Origin of the sequence: Bacteroides sp. CACC 737, from assembly GCF_013874375.1 — a bacterium.
Lineage (GTDB): Bacteria > Bacteroidota > Bacteroidia > Bacteroidales > Bacteroidaceae > Bacteroides > Bacteroides uniformis.
This window is the reverse complement of the sequence record NZ_CP059408.1, coordinates 2,400,183-2,418,349: the sequence shown is the minus strand read 5'-3', so window position 1 is coordinate 2,418,349 and position 18,167 is coordinate 2,400,183. Positions and strand designations below refer to the sequence as shown.

Here is an 18,167-nt window from a genome sequence, read left to right as displayed (position 1 = left end):
TACAAATGTAGGGCTAAATAAAGAAAAAACAAATTGATTCTCTAACATCTATTCTCTTAATATGCTTCTTGTTATTAAAGAATTTGGGCATTAGGTGCTTGTCAAGTGGATTTAAGGTTGGTTGGGGATTATTCGTACCATCTAATAAACAGTATAAACAATCCCAGCTATCTGTTATTGAAACATTATTTGGTATAATTGTGAATCTTTCTCTCTGCTATATCTTCATCAGTAAGAACATTGGGATAGACATTCTTTACAAATGCAAATGTTGATTCAGAGGTAATGATGAATATCTTTCTGTCTTTAAGGTGTATTCCTTTATCATTCCTTTTTATATATCCGTAATCTTCTGCCTGTTTTAAATATCTTGAAATGGAACTTGGGCTTATGTTCAGTTCTTTGGCTAATTCACTCTGGGTATATTGACAGGTATTTGTAGCGTTCAAACACTTGCACTTTAGTAAGACAAGAAATCCTTTTAATTGGCGGGATATGGGTTCACTGTACAACTTCTTGCTTATAAGGACATAATGCTCAGTATTCAATGTATATCTGCATCTGTCAAAACTTCCATATTTACCTTTAATTGGGTGTTTGTCTATCTGAATCAAATTCAAGCTCTCAAACTTGTGTAGCCATTGCCTTATCTGTTCTTCTTTCTTTATTCCATAGAACTCTGTCAATGCCTCTTGCTTGACATTTGAAACCATTGTGTAGCAGTCAGAGCATAGAGCCAAACAATAGAATAGGTATGCTTCCAGCAAGTCTAATTTACCTGCAATAGTTTCAGTTATTCTTCTGTATGATAATTCTGTTCCTGTCATTAGCAACTGGTTTATTATAGTCAGTAAAATAAATCTTGTTCTCTTTTACCAATCTCCTGTATCTGTGATTGCCAAAATAAGACTTGGCATCTTTCTGAGTGATAAATTCCAACCCTGTGGGTAAATGAATAATCATAATGAATAGATTGAGTTTATAAATTATCATCATCTTAATAAATTGGTATTCACGAGGCTTGCGTAGCAAGACGAATGATAAGTAGAGTATTTATAGGTAATAGGTATTTATATATAGGTATTTATAAGTAGCCTACCTGTATGAAAATTCCACCCTACCTATTTGAAAGAGCCGCCCTACCTGTTTGAAATCTCAATATTTCAAACTTTAGATATGTGTCAGCTTAAATATTACTGAGTTAATAAGCCAACTTCTGCAATGAGATATAATAAGTAGAAACCTTTCCATTCTTCTTTCTCCTTGTCTTTAGATAGTTGTTAAGATTAGCCCACAATCCAATGTGAACCTTGTTATCTTTTATTCCTTGTTTAAGAGCCTTAGTCCTTATCTGCTCATAAGTAAATTCTTCCATTTTAGATATTCTGAATAGTTTGTAAGTCCGTCAATCTGTGTGGTGGGATTATCTGTCTGTGGTACTGTAAAGATAGTAATTTCATGAGTGGGGAACTAATGATAAGACCACAATTCAGAAGTATTAAGTAGGCAGGGAAACCTCTCACATTTCCCTGCTTTTTGTCAATCCTCCTTGTCATGTTCAAAACATAGGACTAAGTGTATAATTCCATTCTCATTCTTAAAAGCTATTCTTGGATTATTAACTTCCTTATATGTAATGGAAGTTATAATAATGGGGAACAGTTCATTCTCATTATAAAGTTTGAGGCTATTTGCAATATATTCATTAGAACTATATTCTGGGAGAATGAAACTGAACAGATAGAGCTTGACATCATTATATTGCTGCATTTTAGCTCTTAGTATTTCTTGCTTAGCAATTATTGCTTCGTAGATAGTGCTTAGATATAAGCTGGATTGTATGATATATGGATTCATTGTTTTATTATTTAATTGGTTAAGAATTAAGCCCACCTGTCACATGGGCTTTGCTGTTAGTGGCTTATGCAGCCTGTTCTTCTTTAATCACTCCATGATTCTTTAGATATTGGGTAAGCATCTCAGAATAAATGGTATTCACATGGTCTGACTTTACTTCATTTATAATTTTAATGCTGCTCTCATTCAATGTCTTTATGGTACTTAAAGTTTCATCCAACCCAATCTTCTTGTTTTCACCGTTCGGTGCGTAATTGGCAAGCTGGGTAATTGCATCAATCATGTAGCGATGTCTTATAGTGTCCTTAGAAATCTTCATGTTGCTTAAAGTCTTGATAATTGTATCTCCTATTGTCAAGTCATATTCTTCAAGTTTGGCTTCACAAACTCCCTGCATGGCACTATTCCAGACTTTCAAACTTAGTGTCTTACCAAAATTATAGTATTTGGTGATTACGCTGATGTTTGCTTTCAATTCCAATGCCTTTTGGAACACTCTGTTAAAGAACTCCTGTTGAGTGGCTAATGCTGCATTACCAGCCTTCTCCAATCCATTGAAACCTCTGCTCAACACATTGTTCACTCCTCTGTACTTGCCAAACTCCTGTAAAGAATCAAACTTTTTAATTCTTACATTCTCTATGGTCAGTTTGGTGTCGTCCTTGACTATGGCATTAAGGTTGTGTTCATGGTAGCTTGCCCATTGCCAATATCCGTTTGCTGTATCAACAGGTACGTAAACATTGGGAGTGCCTTTAGGTACAATGTTTCCGTTAAGGTCTTTCAGCTCAATGTCTGCATTGTAAAACAGGGCGGCTTCTGTAATGTAGAGAGGAACTTTATCAAAATGTTCATTGGTTATCAAATCCTTACCACATTCAAGGTTTACCTTACTTACTGCCATGCTGTAAACAGATGTAGCGATGATGATTTCCTTTTCCTCTTTAGTAAAGACTACCTGTTTGTTTGTGTTCTTGCTTTCATTCCACAATTCTACTTTAGCAGTTGGTAGTTCTACCTTTTTAAGTGCTTCAAGATATGCAGTTTCAGCCTTGCCTACATTAACCAGTGCAGATTTCTTAATATTGGCTTCTGCATCCTTATTGGCTTCAAGCACGCTCTTGGCTTTCATCAAATTCTGACGGGCTTCTTCTACTGCTTGTAACTTAGTCTCTGCGGTTGTCATTTTTACTTCTTCCATGATTTCATTCTGATTTAAAGATTCAATTTCATTATTAATTTTCTCAGCTTTTACATTTACTAATTCGTTCATAGTTTTAATCTTTTAAGTTGTTGTTATTCATTTAGTGTAACCCTCAAACCTATGTACACTTGGTTATCTGATTACGTTGCAAAACTACTTGCTTCTGGGCTGATTAAAAGAGAGAAATTAATGAGTGGTTTTACTTTCCCTCTTAATTGGTAGCTCGTCCGCTATCGTTTTGACGGTGCAAAGATGGGATATAATGGCAGGATTAAAAGAGAGAAAAAAAGTCCTGCTTTCATGTACCCTCTTAATGGTATGAAGCAGGACTGTATTAATTATCAGATGTTTATTAGAAATATATGCTGTTCGCAGTATCAATTCTCTTGTCTTTATATTGCTTGATGTAGCCTTTTAAAACATCTTCATCATCTGAGAATTTACTATGTTTGGATAGTTTGGTGAAGTAGATAAGCTTTGATATGAGCAATGTCTTACTAAGTGATATGGTGCTTCCTTTCTTCTGTCTGACATTAAACTGCTTGTTATATGGAGATAGATTGAAGAAGTCATTGAACATCTTATAGAACAGCCATATCTGAACGGACTCCTTTTCTTCTGCATGGGTGCTTATGCTGACTTGTTGGCTCTGCATCCAAGGGTGTTCCTCTATCTCTTTTAGGTTATTGGCGATGGTAGTAGCTAAGTAACCTATTGCATTGGCATTATCAATTACTATCTGATGCTTACCCTCTACCTTTACAGATATAGTGATAGGTTTCTTAAAACTTACTCCAAATTGGTTAATCTCCTTATGGTTGTCAGCTATGGCTGTGGTGAATTTGGTGAGCTGTTCTATTCCAATGCCTGTAGCTTTCATTCCATCCAAGCACGTGCCACATGTATAATCAAAGATGAACAGAAGTAGAAACCAGAACTTGTCTATATCAACTCCCAAACCTTTTAAAGTATTTTGTATGTCCTCATTGGCTATATAATCTCCGTATGTGAAGTTGCCATATAGTTTATTCTGATTGTATCTTCTTATGAATAGAGGTAAGGCGGTAGTGCCACAGACGTATCTTTCTCCTGTGGCTGGGTCTATATCTACGTCTGGAACATATTTAACGGCTATGGCTTCCATGTATTCCAAACGGGTGTCAATGTTTATATAATCTTCCTTTAGCTTCTCCATAATCATTAGTTTAAGGCAAAGTTAAAAAATAATCCTCACCTGCATTTGCTGCAAGTGAGGAATTTGTGGATAGGATATGCCTTAGTAATCAGAATCTCCTGTGAACGTATCCATAAGTTTATCCATTTGTTCACCTATGCACTTGTCTATTAGCTTTGCATAGTGGGCAGTCATTCGTGTATTGGTATGTCCCAACATCTTAGAAACGACTTCCAGAGATATGTTATTAGCTAAAGTAACGGTACTTGCGAATGTGTGCCTACTTGTGTGAAAGCAAATCCGTTTATTGATTCCACAAAGTATAGCTATATCCTTTAGATATTTGTTGATGTCCGCAGGGTCTTGAATAGGGAGTAGTTTCTCTCCACCCTTGTACTTATCCAATATCAGTTTGGCGATAGGGAGTAGGGGGATGCGTGATAGAACTCCTGTTTTAACTCTACGCTTCTTAATCCATATTCTGCCTGTACTGTCTTTCTCAAAGTGCTCTGGTGTCAAGGTCTTAATGTCAATGTAACTAAGCCCAGTGAAGCACCCAAAGAGGAACATATCTTTAGCACGCTCCAATCGTGGCAGAGGAGTATCAAAGTTAATAATCTTCCTCAATTCTTCTTCATCCAAGAAATCCACTTCTACGGGTTCACGTTCTACTTTATAAGCATTTACAGGATTGTAGGATATATAAGAGTTGGCGACAGCTAAATTTAGTAACTTCTTTAAGAACTTTAAATGCTTGGTGCAGGAGTTTTGTCCCATCTTCTTCTCTCCTAAAAGGTAAGCATGGAATCCTTGAATGAAACCTAAGTTTATCTCTCTTAAATATAAGTCCTTACGTTCATATTTCTTCTGAATAAACTCTTTGAATAGTCTGCCTGTATATTCAAACACCCAATAAGTGGCAGGGGCAACAGTTTTACCTACCATTGCTTTGCGCTCTGTATTATGTTCATTCAGAACATCCAATAAAGTCTTCTCGTTCAGAGCTTCCACCTTATCTGTGATAGCTTCTTTTAATAGTTCAGCAGTGATAAGATAACCCTTTTGGAGTAGCTCAATTTCTTTTTGATATATCTTATTCCGTAGTTGAATCAGATAACCGTTGATTAGCTGCGCTTCTTCACTCTTGCCTTTTACAGCTTGCTTCTCTTTGTTCCAGTCAGCAGCAGGTACGTGTTTACCTGTACTAAAGTAGATTCTCTTTCCGTTAGTGGTGATTGAAACCTCAATAGGTGATAGACCTTTTTTGTTTTGCTTACTTTCTCTTAATGAAAAGTAAACCATTGTACAATGTTTCTCCATTTTAAATTAAATGTTATATGGAGTGTATCGCATTGTATTATAGTTGATTATGCCAATTCTTGCAGCCGTTTTTTAAGAATGGCAAATTCGGCTGCAAATCGGCTGCAAAAGTAACCTGTTTATGGCTTGATTTGAGGGGTAATTGGCTACTCTTTACATGAGTTGTTTGGACTTAAATAAAGCAGGATTTATCTTGTTATCTCCTTACTGATTCACCATTCATTCACTCCAAATAATGAGTGATGCAAGGTGCTTCAATCTGTTATCTAAGTCAAGTTACCACAAATAAAAAACTCCTGCAACCATAAGGATTACAGGAGTTTATCTGTATTAAGTAACTTAAATTACTTGCTCAAAGCAGTAGCCACGTCAACCGCGCAAGCCACTGTACATCCTACCATTGGGTTGTTACCGATACCGAGGAATCCCATCATTTCTACGTGAGCAGGAACTGATGAAGAACCAGCGAACTGAGCGTCTGAGTGCATACGACCCATAGTGTCCGTCATACCGTAAGAAGCCGGTCCGGCAGCCATGTTGTCCGGATGCAGAGTACGACCAGTACCACCACCAGATGCTACTGAGAAGTACGGCTTACCAGCCAATACGCGTTCTTTCTTATAAGTACCTGCAACCGGGTGTTGGAAGCGGGTCGGATTCGTAGAGTTACCAGTGATGGATACATCCACACCCTCTTTCCACATGATAGCCACACCTTCGCGAACATCGTCTGCACCATAGCATTTTACTTTGGCACGGGGACCGTCGCTGTATGCGATTTCACGAACTACTTTCAGTTCACCTGTATAGTAATCGAATTGAGTCTGAACGTATGTAAAGCCGTTGATACGAGAGATAATCTGTGCAGCGTCCTTGCCGAGACCGTTCAGGATGCAACGCAGAGGTTCTTTACGTACCTTGTCGGCTTTAGCGGCAATCTTGATAGCACCTTCGGCAGCAGCGAATGACTCGTGACCTGCCAAGAAAGCGAAACACTTGGTTTCTTCACGCAGCAACATGGCTGCCAAGTTACCATGACCGATACCAACCTTGCGGTCGTCAGCTACAGAACCCGGAATACAAAATGCCTGCAGACCGATACCGATAGCTTCAGCAGCTTCAGCAGCGTTCTTGCAGCCCTTCTTAATGGCGATGGCGCAACCTACAACGTATGCCCATTTTGCATTTTCGAAACAGATGGGCTGAGTTTCTTCACAAGTCTTATAAGGATCGAGACCATGAGCTTCGCAGATAGCATTGGCTTCTTCGATGTCTTTGATACCGTTTGCGTTCAATGCGGCAAGAATCTGCTTGATACGACGGTCTTGGCTTTCAAATTTTACTTCTCTAATCATATGTCTTTCCTCCTTATATTATTCGTGACGTGGGTCAATGTGTTTAACTGCACCTTGCTCTTCAGTGAAGCGGCCGTATGTACCGGTAACTTTCTTCAATGCTTCATTGGCGTCTGTACCTTTCTTGATTTCATCCATAAACTTGCCCAGATGAACAAATTCGTAACCGCAGATTTCGTCGTTCTTGTCCAAAGCGATAGTCTTGATGTAACCTTCTGCCATTTCCAGGTAACGAGAACCCTTAGCCAACGTTCCGTACAATGTGCCTACCTGGCTGCGCAGACCTTTGCCCAAGTCTTCCAAGCCAGCTCCAATCATCAAACCGCCTTCCGAGAAAGCAGATTGGGTACGACCATAAACGATTTGCAGGAAGAGTTCGCGCATAGCTGTGTTGATAGCGTCACAAACGAGGTCAGTGTTCAATGCTTCGAGGATAGTCTTTCCCGGGAGGATTTCTGATGCCATAGCAGCAGAGTGAGTCATACCGGAGCAACCGATAGTCTCAACCAAAGCTTCCTGGATAACGCCTTCCTTTACATTGAGGGTTAATTTACATGCACCTTGCTGAGGAGCACACCAGCCGATGCCGTGTGTCAGACCAGAGATGTCAACAATTTCTTTAGCTTTTACCCATTTACCTTCTTCGGGAATAGGAGCCGGTCCGTGGTTAGGACCTTTCTTCACAACACACATGTGTTCCACTTCGTGTGAATAAGTCATAATTAGCTCTTTTTTAAGTGATATAATTTAAAAAAAACGTAGTCTACTTTTATTAGTCGGGTGCAAAGTTAGTTGTTTTCCCCGTTTCTGCCAACTGTTCAATTTGACTTTTTTCTATAATAATGTGAAATTGTAGTTCGGCGGATGTTTTTCAGACTTTTGCTTTGTACGCCCGAAAGCAGATTTTGAAAAATGAGTTTGCGTTATCCGCTGTCATCCTGCGGCTGAAATGTTATGCCGGAACTTAGGATTAATTTGTTGGGAAAGTGCCTGCAACTGTCCTCAAACTCCCTACTTATTATTCTTACTACACTTGTGTTCCTTTCTTACAACAGCTGTGTCGTTTTCTTACAACGGCTGTGTTGTTTTCTTACAACAGCTGTGGTAAGAATAATAGGTGCCGATTCCGTACTTAGTTTTCAGGGAGTATGCGGCTAGTTTTTGGACATTTTCCTCTTAGATATGCTGAATCTGCTTGCAGCAGAACAGAATTGGTCCTTATGATTCCTTTTTTCGCAATTCATTTCTTACCTTTGCCACCCGATTCAATCAATGAGAAACAAATAAGATTCAGACTATGATAGAAGTTACAGATGTGGCATTGCGCCAGGCTGCCGGCGAAGGGATGGATGCGTTTATTGGCGTATTCACCGATGCTTATAAAAAAGAAATAGGCGGAGAAATGACTGCCGAGACGATGCCTTTGCTTACCGGTGAACAGCATTCATTGTTGGCCTATCAGATATTCCGTGATGAAGTGATGGAGGGAGGCTTCTGCCAACTGATTCAAAATGGTTATGGCGGTTATATTTTCGACAATCCGTTTGCCAAAGTGATGCGTTTGTGGAGAGTGGGCGATTTGAGTAAGTTGGTTTATGCTGCCAAGAAAGTATACGATAGCCATCGTGATGACTTGGAACGTGAACGTACAGACGAGGAGTTTATGGCAATGTACGAGCAATATGAGGCTTTCGATGAGCTGGAAGATGAATTTTTGGAAAAAGAGGAGGAATATACAGCTTTGGTTGCTGGCTATGTGGATGAACATTTGGAGCTGTTTGCCAAGATTGTGTAGGTGTGGATTAACTGATGTAAATGTTAAATGTTACTGTGATATGCAGTATTTAGATTAATCTTTCATTTAATCTTAAAAACAATGAAAAAACGAGGAGAGTACTATATTACTCAATTCTTTTATCTAAATTTGCAAACTCTAATATTTATAGAAAAAAAGATGAAACAATTAAAATTCTTGGTGGTTGCCTTGACATTGTTGATGGGCATTTCGTTTACTTCGTGTTTGAATTCGGATAGTGACCCTTACAATTATGGAGGGGGTATGGTTAAAGTTCAGAACTATATGGGTGTTTATTCTTTTAAAGGTGAGAACGGTGTAACTATAACTCCAACATCTGCCTCAATTTCGGCTTTAGAGGCCAATGGCTTTAAAATGTCTGATATGAGCGATAAGGTAGCACAGATATATTATCGTTGGGATCCTACTCAAGTAGATATACCTGCTGATGAGAAAGATGTTAAGGGGGTTGAATTGTACTCTATTGAATCATTAGATAATACAGTGGAAATAGTTGAACAAAAGGGAGTCGCTGCAAATGATTCTATCAGTAAATCCAATAATGCTGCTATCATTTCGTTAGGATATGATGCTGGTGGTATAAAATATGCTCCTAAGTTTTTCTATGACGATCATACGCTTCTACTTCCGATAAATTATTATATTACTAATAAAAGGCATTTTTTGACGTTAGTGTATTACCCGAATGAGGATAATGGAACAACTTTAAGATTATATTTGGGCCATAATTCTAATGGTGATTCGACATCCACTAATAGCACATCTTACACATTGACTGCAAATACTGGCGGTTATTATGGGTTGGGATTGTTCTATAAAGTATATGATTTAAGAAAGGTTTTTGAACGTTACAAACGTCAGACATCCACTTCTGAAAATCCGACTACTATTGAAATTGTTACGAAAGTAAATTCATATTCACTGAAGTTGGACGATTCTCAAACTAAGGAAGAAGTGTATACTGTTACAAAGGGAGAAACTGAAAAATAAGATATTGAATTACAAAGATTTATTTCATATAGCAATACTACTGATTTCCTCTCCGGCTCGTGCCTGGGAGGAAATTAGTTTAGAGGATAGGCGAAAAGTGTTTGCTGCTTTTGTCTATCCTATGATTGGTTTATGCGGGTTGTCCGTTTTCATCGGTTCTTTGATGAAGATGGGATGGGATGGGCCGCAAAGCTTTCAATATGCCATGACACAATGCTGTGCGGTGGCTGTATCCTTGTTCGGAGGATATTTTTTGGCAGCCTATCTCATCAATGGGCTGCGTGTCCGCATGTTTATGCTGGACAGTGATGTCCCTTTGGCGCAACAGTTTGCAGGTTATGCACTGGTTGTGGTATTCATGCTGAAGATTGTTATCGGCATATTGCCGAATTTCGGCATTATGGCTCTGTTGCTCCAATTCTATATTGTATATGTAGTGTGGGAAGGAAGCAAAAAGGTGATGCAGATAGAAGAAAAATACCGTTTGCGTTTCACCATTCTGTCTTCTATTTTGTTAATAGCTTGTCCGGTGGTCATTGAATGGATATTCAATAAGCTGACGGTAGTGCTAAACTGATAAATGTTATGAAACAAGCTCCTGTAAATATAAAGAATAAGCGTGCTACGTTCGACTACGAACTGACAGACACCTATACGGCTGGCATTGTGCTTACGGGCACAGAAATCAAGTCCATCCGGTTGGGGAAAGCAAGCTTGGTCGATACGTTCTGTTACTTTGCCAACGGCGAATTGTGGGTGAAGAACATGCATGTGGCCGAATACTTCTATGGTTCGTACAACAATCACAATGCACGCAGGGAGCGCAAGCTTTTGTTGAATAAGAAGGAACTTGAAAAACTGATGCGCGGTACGAAAGATCCGGGTTTCACCATTGTTCCCGTGCGTTTGTTTATCAATGAAAAAGGGCTGGCCAAACTTGTGGTGGCACTTGCCAAAGGTAAGAAGCAATATGATAAGCGCGAATCACTGAAGGAAAAAGATGACAAACGCGATATGGCGCGTATGTTTAAAAGATAATATGAGTAAACTTGGTAGTTTGGTGCGTGAGCGCATCCTTATTTTGGATGGTGCAATGGGCACTATGATACAGCAATACAACTTGACAGAGGAAGATTTTCGGGGTGAACGCTTCTCGCAGATTCCCGGACAGATGAAAGGTAACAATGACCTGCTTTGTCTGACACGCCCTGATGTGATACAAGATATTCACCGCAAGTATCTGGCGGCAGGTGCGGATATCATCGAAACAAATACATTCAGTTCCACCTGCATCAGTATGGCCGATTATCATGTGCAGGACTATGTGCGTGAGATGAATCTTGCCGCAGTGCGTCTGGCACGCGAAGTGGCGGATGAGTTTACTTCTCTTACTCCCGACAAACCCCGTTTTGTGGCAGGCTCCGTAGGACCGACGAACAAGACCTGCTCCATGAGTCCCGATGTGAACAATCCGGCCTTTCGTGCCTTGAGCTACGATGAACTGGCCGATGCCTACCGTGAGCAGATGGAAGCGTTGCTCGAAGGTGGTGTGGATGCTTTGCTGATAGAAACCATTTTTGATACGCTGAATGCCAAGGCTGCTATTTTTGCCGCCGGGCAGGCGATGGAAACTGTAGGAGTTCATGTACCCTTGATGCTCTCTGTGACTGTTTCTGATATTGGAGGGCGTACTCTGTCGGGACAAACTTTGGATGCTTTTCTCGCCTCCGTGCAGCATGCCGATATTTTTTCCGTTGGGCTGAACTGCTCCTTTGGTGCCCGCCAGCTGAAACCTTTCCTGGAGCAGCTTGCTGCCCGTGCACCTTATTATATCAGCGCTTATCCCAACGCCGGACTGCCCAACAGCTTGGGCACATACGACCAGACTCCTGCCGATATGGCACATGAAGTAAAAGAGTATATCCATGAGGGATTGGTGAATATTATCGGTGGTTGTTGCGGAACGACAGATGCCTACATTGCCGAGTACTCCTCGCTGATTGCCGGTGCAACGCCCCATCAGCCGGTTCCCAGACCGGAAAATCTTTGGCTTTCCGGGCTTGAACTTCTGGAAGTGAAGCCGGAAAATAACTTCGTGAATGTGGGTGAACGCTGCAATGTGGCGGGTTCGCGCAAATTCTTGCGTCTGATTAATGAAAAGAAATATGACGAGGCGCTCAGCATTGCTCGCCAGCAGGTGGAAGACGGTGCGCAGGTCATTGATATAAATATGGACGACGGACTGCTGGATGCTCAAGCGGAGATGACGACTTTCCTCCATCTGATAGCTTCGGAACCTGAGATTGCCCGTGTTCCCGTCATGATAGACTCCTCTAAGTGGGAAGTGATTGTGGCCGGATTGAAATGCCTGCAAGGCAAGTCCATCGTCAACTCCATCTCCTTGAAGGAGGGGGAAGATAAATTCCTGGAGCATGCGCGTACCATCAAGCAATATGGTGCGGCAGCCGTGGTGATGGCTTTTGATGAAAAAGGGCAGGCAGACACGTACGAACGTAAGATTGAGGTTTGCGAACGGGCATACCGTCTTTTGGTGGACAAGACAGGTTTCAATCCCCATGATATAATTTTCGACCCGAATGTACTTGCCGTGGCAACCGGTATGGACGAGCACAACAATTATGCTGTAGACTTTATCCGTGCCACCGGATGGATACGCAAGAATCTGCCCGGTGCGCATGTCAGTGGAGGAGTGAGTAACCTTTCCTTCTCTTTCCGCGGCAATAATTACATTCGCGAGGCGATGCATGCCGTATTCCTTTACTATGCCATCCGCGAGGGCATGGATATGGGTATCGTCAATCCGGCTACCTCCGTTCTTTACACCGATATTCCCGCTGATATATTGGAGCGCATAGAGGATGTGGTCTTGAACCGTCGTCCCGATGCTGCCGAGCGCTTGATAGAAACTGCCGAACGCTTGAAAGCGGAAGCAGAGGCGGCAAAAACTTCCGGAGGAGAGCGGCAGGCTGCCGCCCATTCCCAACTTGCCTGGAGAGAGGAGACTTCTGTGGAAGAGCGGTTGAAGTACGCCTTGACAAAGGGTATCGGCGATTATCTGGAAGCAGACCTTGCCGAAGCGTTGAAGCTGTATCCCAAAGCTGTTTCTATCATTGAAGGTCCGTTGATGGCGGGCATGAATCATGTAGGCGATTTGTTTGGGGCAGGCAAAATGTTCCTGCCGCAAGTAGTGAAGACGGCACGCACCATGAAGAAAGCGGTTGCCATCCTCCAGCCCATAATCGAGTCGGAGAAAGAAGAAGGTGCAACTGCTGCCGGAAAGGTGTTGTTGGCTACGGTAAAAGGTGATGTGCACGACATTGGAAAAAATATAGTCTCGGTAGTAATGGCCTGCAACGGGTACGATATAGTGGACCTTGGCGTCATGGTGCCTGCCGAAACCATTGTACAGCATGCCATAGAGGAAAAGGTAGACATGATAGGATTGAGTGGCTTGATAACCCCTTCGCTGGATGAAATGGTGCATGTAGCCATTGAGTTGGAAAAGGCAGGCCTGGACATTCCTCTGCTGATAGGTGGTGCCACGACTTCACCGCTTCACACTGCTCTAAAGATTGCTCCGGTCTATCATGCTCCCGTAATCCATCTGAAGGACGCCTCACAGAATGCTACAGTAGCAGCCAAACTGATGAATCCTGAGACAAAGGAGGAACTGGAAGAAGAACTGCATGAGAAGTATCGGCAGTTGTGCGAGAAGAACCGGGAGAAACAAGTAACAACCGTTTCCCTGGAAGAAGCGAGAAAGAACAAACTGAATCTGTTTTAAGAAGGAAGGAAAATAAGGATTAGGGATTAACATTCCTGCGGCATATATTCCTAATATTATGCGCAATTCGTTAACCCCTAATCCTTATTCTTTATCTTCTTCTTGTATTGCTCGAAACGTGACGTAATATCCCTTACGAAGTTATAAGTTTCGATGCCACGGAAATAGCCGTTTTTGCAGACGGGGTCGGTGAAGTATTCCTCATTGCTTTTTAGCAGGATGAAGTTTTCTACATTATCACGCCAGACATATTTGTTTTTGCCGTATTTTTCGGCCAGTGCCATGGCATCCAGCACATGGCCGATTCCGGAATTATAAGATGCCAGCACAAAGTTGATGCGTTCTTCCTGGGGTATCTTGGAAAAACTTTTGGCTGTGGCGCCTATGTATTTCACGGCAGCCTTTATACTCTCTTCAGGGTTCTGTTCCTTTCCTTCGGGTAGCCCCATAGCCCTGGCTGTGGCAGGCATCAGTTGCATCAGCCCCCTGGCACCGGCCCAGGATACGGCAGTGGAGTCGAAGTTGGACTCAGTATATGCCAGAGACGCCAGCAGGCGCCAGTCCCAGTCTATCTTGGGAGCATATTTCTTGAACAAATCATCGTAATGGGAAATTTTTCCTTCGCGCAGGGAGAGGATAGGAGAGTGGGGAATGGCCTTGCCGATTTCAAAATATCGTTTCATACTTGCCGTATAGGCAGGTGAAGTCATATTCTCCTCATGCCATTTGTTAGCGGCGGCTGCCAGTTGCGGACAGTCTTTCCGGACTGCCCACGATGCACGCTGGTCAAAGCTGATGGAGAGTCTGATATTCAGGTTGGGGTAATAGGTCGTATTAAGCTGTGCCACATCATTGTCTGCTACGGTATAGGGGATTTTCCCTTGTGCCACTTGGGTGATGAGGTCTTCTGCACTGATACTGTCGTTGGTCACTTTATGGATGTGGATACCTCCTCCGAGCTCTTCGTCCAGATTGACCAGCCGTTCATAATATTTTCCCGGCTTTACATATACATCTTTCCCGATGAGTTCCGTCACGTCTTTCAGTGGTTTGGTACGTCCGTTATTACGTTGCACGATGACTTGGTGCGTGATGACCTCTTCACCGCAATAAAGCAGACTGTCTTTCCATTCTTTAGTGATAGGCAGGTTGTAGGCGATGAGGTCTCCCTTGCCTGCTAATAACTTCTCTATGAGTTCGTGCACATTCCGGGCTACCTCTATTCTCAGCTTTACTCCCAGGCTCTTGGCAAACTGCTCGCTTAGCTCATATTGGAATCCCATATCCTGGCCACGGTAGATGAAGTAGGAAGTGGAGCTGTACAGAGTCAATACAACCAGTTCTCCGCTGTCCTTTATCTGTTGCAGGTCATCCGCTTCTTCTTTTTCGGCAGGATGTCCTCCACGGCATCCTGCGATACAGCACAACAACAGTAAGATAATTGAGACGGGAGAATTGATAATGGATGATTTATGTTTGGCGAGAGAAAATAAACTGTTCATATCTCATAGATTTAGTGTGTTCTTAATCCTCCATTATCAATTCTCCATTACAAATTAACTTCCCAAGTGCTTCTTGATATACATGGTCAATATATCGATGGCTACCTGGTTGTTTCCGCCTTCCGGTACAATGAGGTCTGCATATCGTTTGCAGGGCTCTATGAATTGCTGGTGCATGGGTTTTAGTATACGTGTATAGCGTTCCATAACGGCTTCTGCCGTGCGTCCGCGTTCCACTACATCACGCTGGATTACACGAATTAGGCGTTCGTCGGGGTCAGCGTCTACAAATATCTTGAGGTCCATCATGCTTCGCAGTTTCTTGTCGCACAAGGCAAGGATACCTTCTATGATGATGACTTCCCGGGGGGCGATATGGATGGTTTCGGGCTGGCGTGTACACGTCAGGTATGAGTAGGTGGGCTGTTCTATGCTTTTTCCTTCGCGCAGCATGGCGACATGTCTGGAAAGAAGGCTCCACTCAAAAGCGTCGGGGTGGTCGAAGTTGATGTTCTGCCGTTCTTCCACGGGCACATGGCTACTGTCCTTGTAGTAAGAGTCTTGTGGCAATAATACCACTTCACCAGCCGGTAGGCTTTCGATAATTTTACGTACGACGGTGGTCTTTCCTGAGCCGGTTCCACCTGCAATTCCTATTATTAACATCCGTTTAAGTGTATATTTGAAACAAAACCAGTATTTTTGCAGTTGTTAAAACAGCCGCTTAGGCTGACAAATATAGTGATAAATCATTTAAATGGCAAAGTTATGGTAAAGCACATTGTATTATTTAAGTTAAAAGATGAGGCACCGGCTGACGAAAAGTTGGCTGCAATGAACAGTTTCAAGGCAGCTATCGAAGCGCTTCCGGCTAAAATATCCGTTATCCGCAAGATTGAAGTCGGGCTGAATATCAATCCAGGCGAGGCTTGGAGTATCGCTCTTTACAGTGAGTTCGATACGTTGGATGACGTGAAATACTATGCCACCCATCCCGACCACGTGGCTGCCGGCAAGCTTATCGCTGCTGTGAAAGAGAGCCGTGCCTGCGTGGACTACGAGATAACTGAAAATTAAAAATTAAAAATTAAATCAGAGAACATGAAGAAATTGTTGTTCCCTTTATTTCTGTTGCTTTTCGCTGTGGCAGTGCAGGCACAGATACAAGACCCAGTCAAGTTCAAGTCCGAGCTGAAGACTTTGGCTGCCGATGAAGCGGAGGTCGTTTTTACGGCTGCTATTGACAAGGGCTGGCATGTCTATTCCACCGACTTGGGCGATGGCGGTCCTATCTCGGCGACTTTCAATGTGGAGAAAATCTCCGGAGCGGAAGTGGCTGGCAAACTGAAGCCTGTAGGCAAGGAAATCTCTACTTTCGATAAGTTGTTCGAAATGAAGGTACGCTATTTTGAAAATACGGCCCAATTTGTGCAGAAGCTAAAATTGACGGGTGGTGCCTATCAGCTGGAAGGATATCTGGAGTATGGCGCTTGCAACGATGAAAATTGTCTGCCGCCCACACAAGTGCCTTTCCAATTCTCCGGTGAGGCAGAAGGGGCTGCCAAAGAAGCTGCTGCAGCTACGGTTGAAACGAAAGTTGAAGAACAGCCCGCAAAGCAGGAGGCTGCCACCGACATGGTTTCTGTGGCTGTTGTCGGTGGTGCGGACGGACCGACGGAAATCAATGTGACGGACAAGGTGAACTTTTGGAAACCGGTTATCAATGAACTGCAATCTTTGGGCGAAACCACTTCGCAGGAAGATATGTCTTGGATTTATATCTTTATTACCGGATTTGCCGGCGGACTGTTAGCGCTCTTCACCCCTTGTGTATGGCCCATCATCCCGATGACTGTCAGCTTCTTCCTGAAGCGTAGCAAGGATAAGAAGAAAGGCATCCGTGATGCATGGACGTATGGTGCTTCCATCGTAGTGATTTATGTGACGCTCGGGCTGGCCATTACGCTGATTTTCGGAGCCAGCGCACTGAACGCACTCTCTACGAATGCAGTATTCAATATTCTTTTCTGCTTGATGCTGGTTGTGTTTGCGGCTTCCTTCTTCGGAGCGTTCGAAATAACGTTGCCCTCCAAATGGAGTACGGCTGTAGACAGTAAAGCCGAGGCGACAAGTGGTTTGCTCAGTATCTTCTTGATGGCGTTTACCTTGTCGCTGGTATCTTTCTCCTGCACGGGACCTATTATCGGATTCCTGCTGGTTCAGGTTTCCACGACGGGTAGTGTGGTGGCTCCCGCTATTGGCATGCTGGGCTTTGCCATTGCATTGGCATTGCCTTTCACGCTGTTTGCCTTATTCCCGTCCTGGTTGAAGTCCATGCCCAAATCCGGTGGATGGATGAATATCATCAAGGTGACGCTTGGCTTCCTGGAGCTGGCTTTTGCCCTGAAGTTCCTTTCGGTAGCCGATTTAGCTTACGGTTGGCGCATCCTCGACCGTGAAACGTTCCTTGCTTTGTGGATTGTACTTTTTGCACTGCTTGGTTTCTACTTGCTGGGCAAAATCAAGTTCCCGCACGATGATGACGATTCAAAGGTTAGTGTGCCCCGTTTCTTTATGGCGTTGGCCTCACTGGCATTTGCAGTATATATGATTCCCGGTTTGTGGGGAGCTCCGCTGAAAGCTGTCAGTGCTTTTGCGCCGCCCATGCAGACGCAAGATTTCAATCTTTACAATAATGAAGTGCATGCCAAGTTCGATGATTATGACCTCGGTATGGAGTATGCCCGTCAGCATGGCAAGCCCGTGATGCTCGACTTCACCGGTTATGGTTGCGTGAACTGCCGTAAGATGGAGCTTGCCGTATGGACAAACCCTAAGGTGAGTGACATTATCAACAACGACTATGTGCTTATCACGCTTTACGTCGACAACAAGACACCGCTTCCTTCTCCCGTGAAGATTGTGGAGAACGGCACGGAACGTACGCTGCGTACCGTAGGCGACAAGTGGAGTTATCTGCAGCGTGTCAAGTTCGGTGCCAATGCGCAGCCCTTCTATGTGTTGATTGACAACGAAGGTAAGCCGCTTAACAAGTCTTACTCCTACGACGAAGATATACCTAAGTATATCGAATTTCTGCAGACCGGACTGGAGAATTATAAGAAAGAGAAATAAATAGAATCG

Annotated in this window: 15 protein-coding genes; 7 read left to right on the top strand and 8 right to left on the bottom strand. The window is 42.9% G+C overall.

What is annotated here, in order from left to right; genetic code table 11:
• Positions 1–185 precede the first annotated feature (185 nt).
• The 6 genes from H1A11_RS10565 to H1A11_RS10540 all read right to left on the bottom strand — a co-directional run bounded on the left by H1A11_RS10565 (position 186) and on the right by H1A11_RS10540 (position 7,630).
• The gene (locus tag H1A11_RS10565; RefSeq protein WP_117853423.1) at positions 186–827 is read right to left on the bottom strand and encodes a helix-turn-helix domain-containing protein; all 642 of its coding nucleotides are present in this window, start codon (positions 825–827) and stop codon (positions 186–188) included.
• A 1,094-nt stretch (positions 828–1,921) separates the two neighbouring features.
• Entirely contained in the window at positions 1,922–3,130 is a 1,209-nt protein-coding gene (locus H1A11_RS10560; RefSeq protein ID WP_181757180.1) for a hypothetical protein, read from the bottom strand.
• A gap of 283 nt (positions 3,131–3,413) precedes the next feature.
• Complete coding sequence (locus H1A11_RS10555) at positions 3,414–4,256, bottom strand: hypothetical protein (protein WP_181757179.1); 843 nt, start codon at positions 4,254–4,256, stop codon at positions 3,414–3,416.
• A gap of 81 nt (positions 4,257–4,337) precedes the next feature.
• On the bottom strand, positions 4,338–5,555 hold the full coding sequence (locus tag H1A11_RS10550; RefSeq protein WP_117601627.1) for a site-specific integrase: 1,218 nt from the start codon (positions 5,553–5,555) through the stop codon (positions 4,338–4,340).
• Positions 5,556–5,899: 344 nt separating this feature from the next.
• Positions 5,900–6,910 (bottom strand): GGGtGRT protein, encoded by a 1,011-nt coding sequence (locus tag H1A11_RS10545; RefSeq protein ID WP_057089564.1) that lies wholly within the window; start codon positions 6,908–6,910, stop codon positions 5,900–5,902.
• Positions 6,911–6,928: 18 nt separating this feature from the next.
• Positions 6,929–7,630, bottom strand: a complete 702-nt coding sequence (locus H1A11_RS10540; RefSeq protein ID WP_005831848.1) for an iron-sulfur cluster assembly scaffold protein — start codon at positions 7,628–7,630, stop codon at positions 6,929–6,931.
• A 577-nt stretch (positions 7,631–8,207) separates the two neighbouring features.
• Here H1A11_RS10540 and H1A11_RS10535 point away from each other — a divergent pair.
• From H1A11_RS10535 to metH, 5 genes are all read left to right on the top strand, one after another.
• On the top strand, positions 8,208–8,705 hold the full coding sequence (locus tag H1A11_RS10535; protein WP_117964215.1) for a DMP19 family protein: 498 nt from the start codon (positions 8,208–8,210) through the stop codon (positions 8,703–8,705).
• An 81-nt stretch (positions 8,706–8,786) separates the two neighbouring features.
• A complete protein-coding gene (locus H1A11_RS10530; RefSeq protein WP_117601625.1) occupies positions 8,787–9,716 on the top strand; it encodes a hypothetical protein in 930 nt (309 codons plus the stop codon).
• Positions 9,717–9,720: 4 nt separating this feature from the next.
• Positions 9,721–10,293, top strand: a complete 573-nt coding sequence (locus H1A11_RS10525; RefSeq protein ID WP_117601624.1) for a Yip1 family protein — start codon at positions 9,721–9,723, stop codon at positions 10,291–10,293.
• An 8-nt stretch (positions 10,294–10,301) separates the two neighbouring features.
• On the top strand, positions 10,302–10,754 hold the full coding sequence (gene smpB / locus H1A11_RS10520) for an SsrA-binding protein (RefSeq protein ID WP_005831836.1): 453 nt from the start codon (positions 10,302–10,304) through the stop codon (positions 10,752–10,754).
• A 1-nt stretch (position 10,755) separates the two neighbouring features.
• Positions 10,756–13,521: a methionine synthase gene (metH, locus tag H1A11_RS10515; RefSeq protein ID WP_119961306.1), complete on the top strand. Its 2,766-nt coding sequence runs from the start codon at positions 10,756–10,758 to the stop codon at positions 13,519–13,521.
• A gap of 77 nt (positions 13,522–13,598) precedes the next feature.
• Here metH and H1A11_RS10510 read toward each other — a convergent pair whose 3' ends face one another.
• Complete coding sequence (locus tag H1A11_RS10510) at positions 13,599–15,023, bottom strand: transglycosylase SLT domain-containing protein (protein WP_174647043.1); 1,425 nt, start codon at positions 15,021–15,023, stop codon at positions 13,599–13,601.
• Positions 15,024–15,077: 54 nt separating this feature from the next.
• Positions 15,078–15,689 (bottom strand): uridine kinase, encoded by a 612-nt coding sequence (gene udk / locus H1A11_RS10505; protein ID WP_022401974.1) that lies wholly within the window; start codon positions 15,687–15,689, stop codon positions 15,078–15,080.
• A 102-nt stretch (positions 15,690–15,791) separates the two neighbouring features.
• Here udk and H1A11_RS10500 point away from each other — a divergent pair, with 102 nt between their 5' ends.
• On the top strand, positions 15,792–16,100 hold the full coding sequence (locus H1A11_RS10500) for a Dabb family protein (protein WP_117601620.1): 309 nt from the start codon (positions 15,792–15,794) through the stop codon (positions 16,098–16,100).
• A 24-nt stretch (positions 16,101–16,124) separates the two neighbouring features.
• Positions 16,125–18,158: a cytochrome c biogenesis protein CcdA gene (locus H1A11_RS10495; protein ID WP_117601619.1), complete on the top strand. Its 2,034-nt coding sequence runs from the start codon at positions 16,125–16,127 to the stop codon at positions 18,156–18,158.
• Positions 18,159–18,167: the final 9 nt, after the last annotated feature.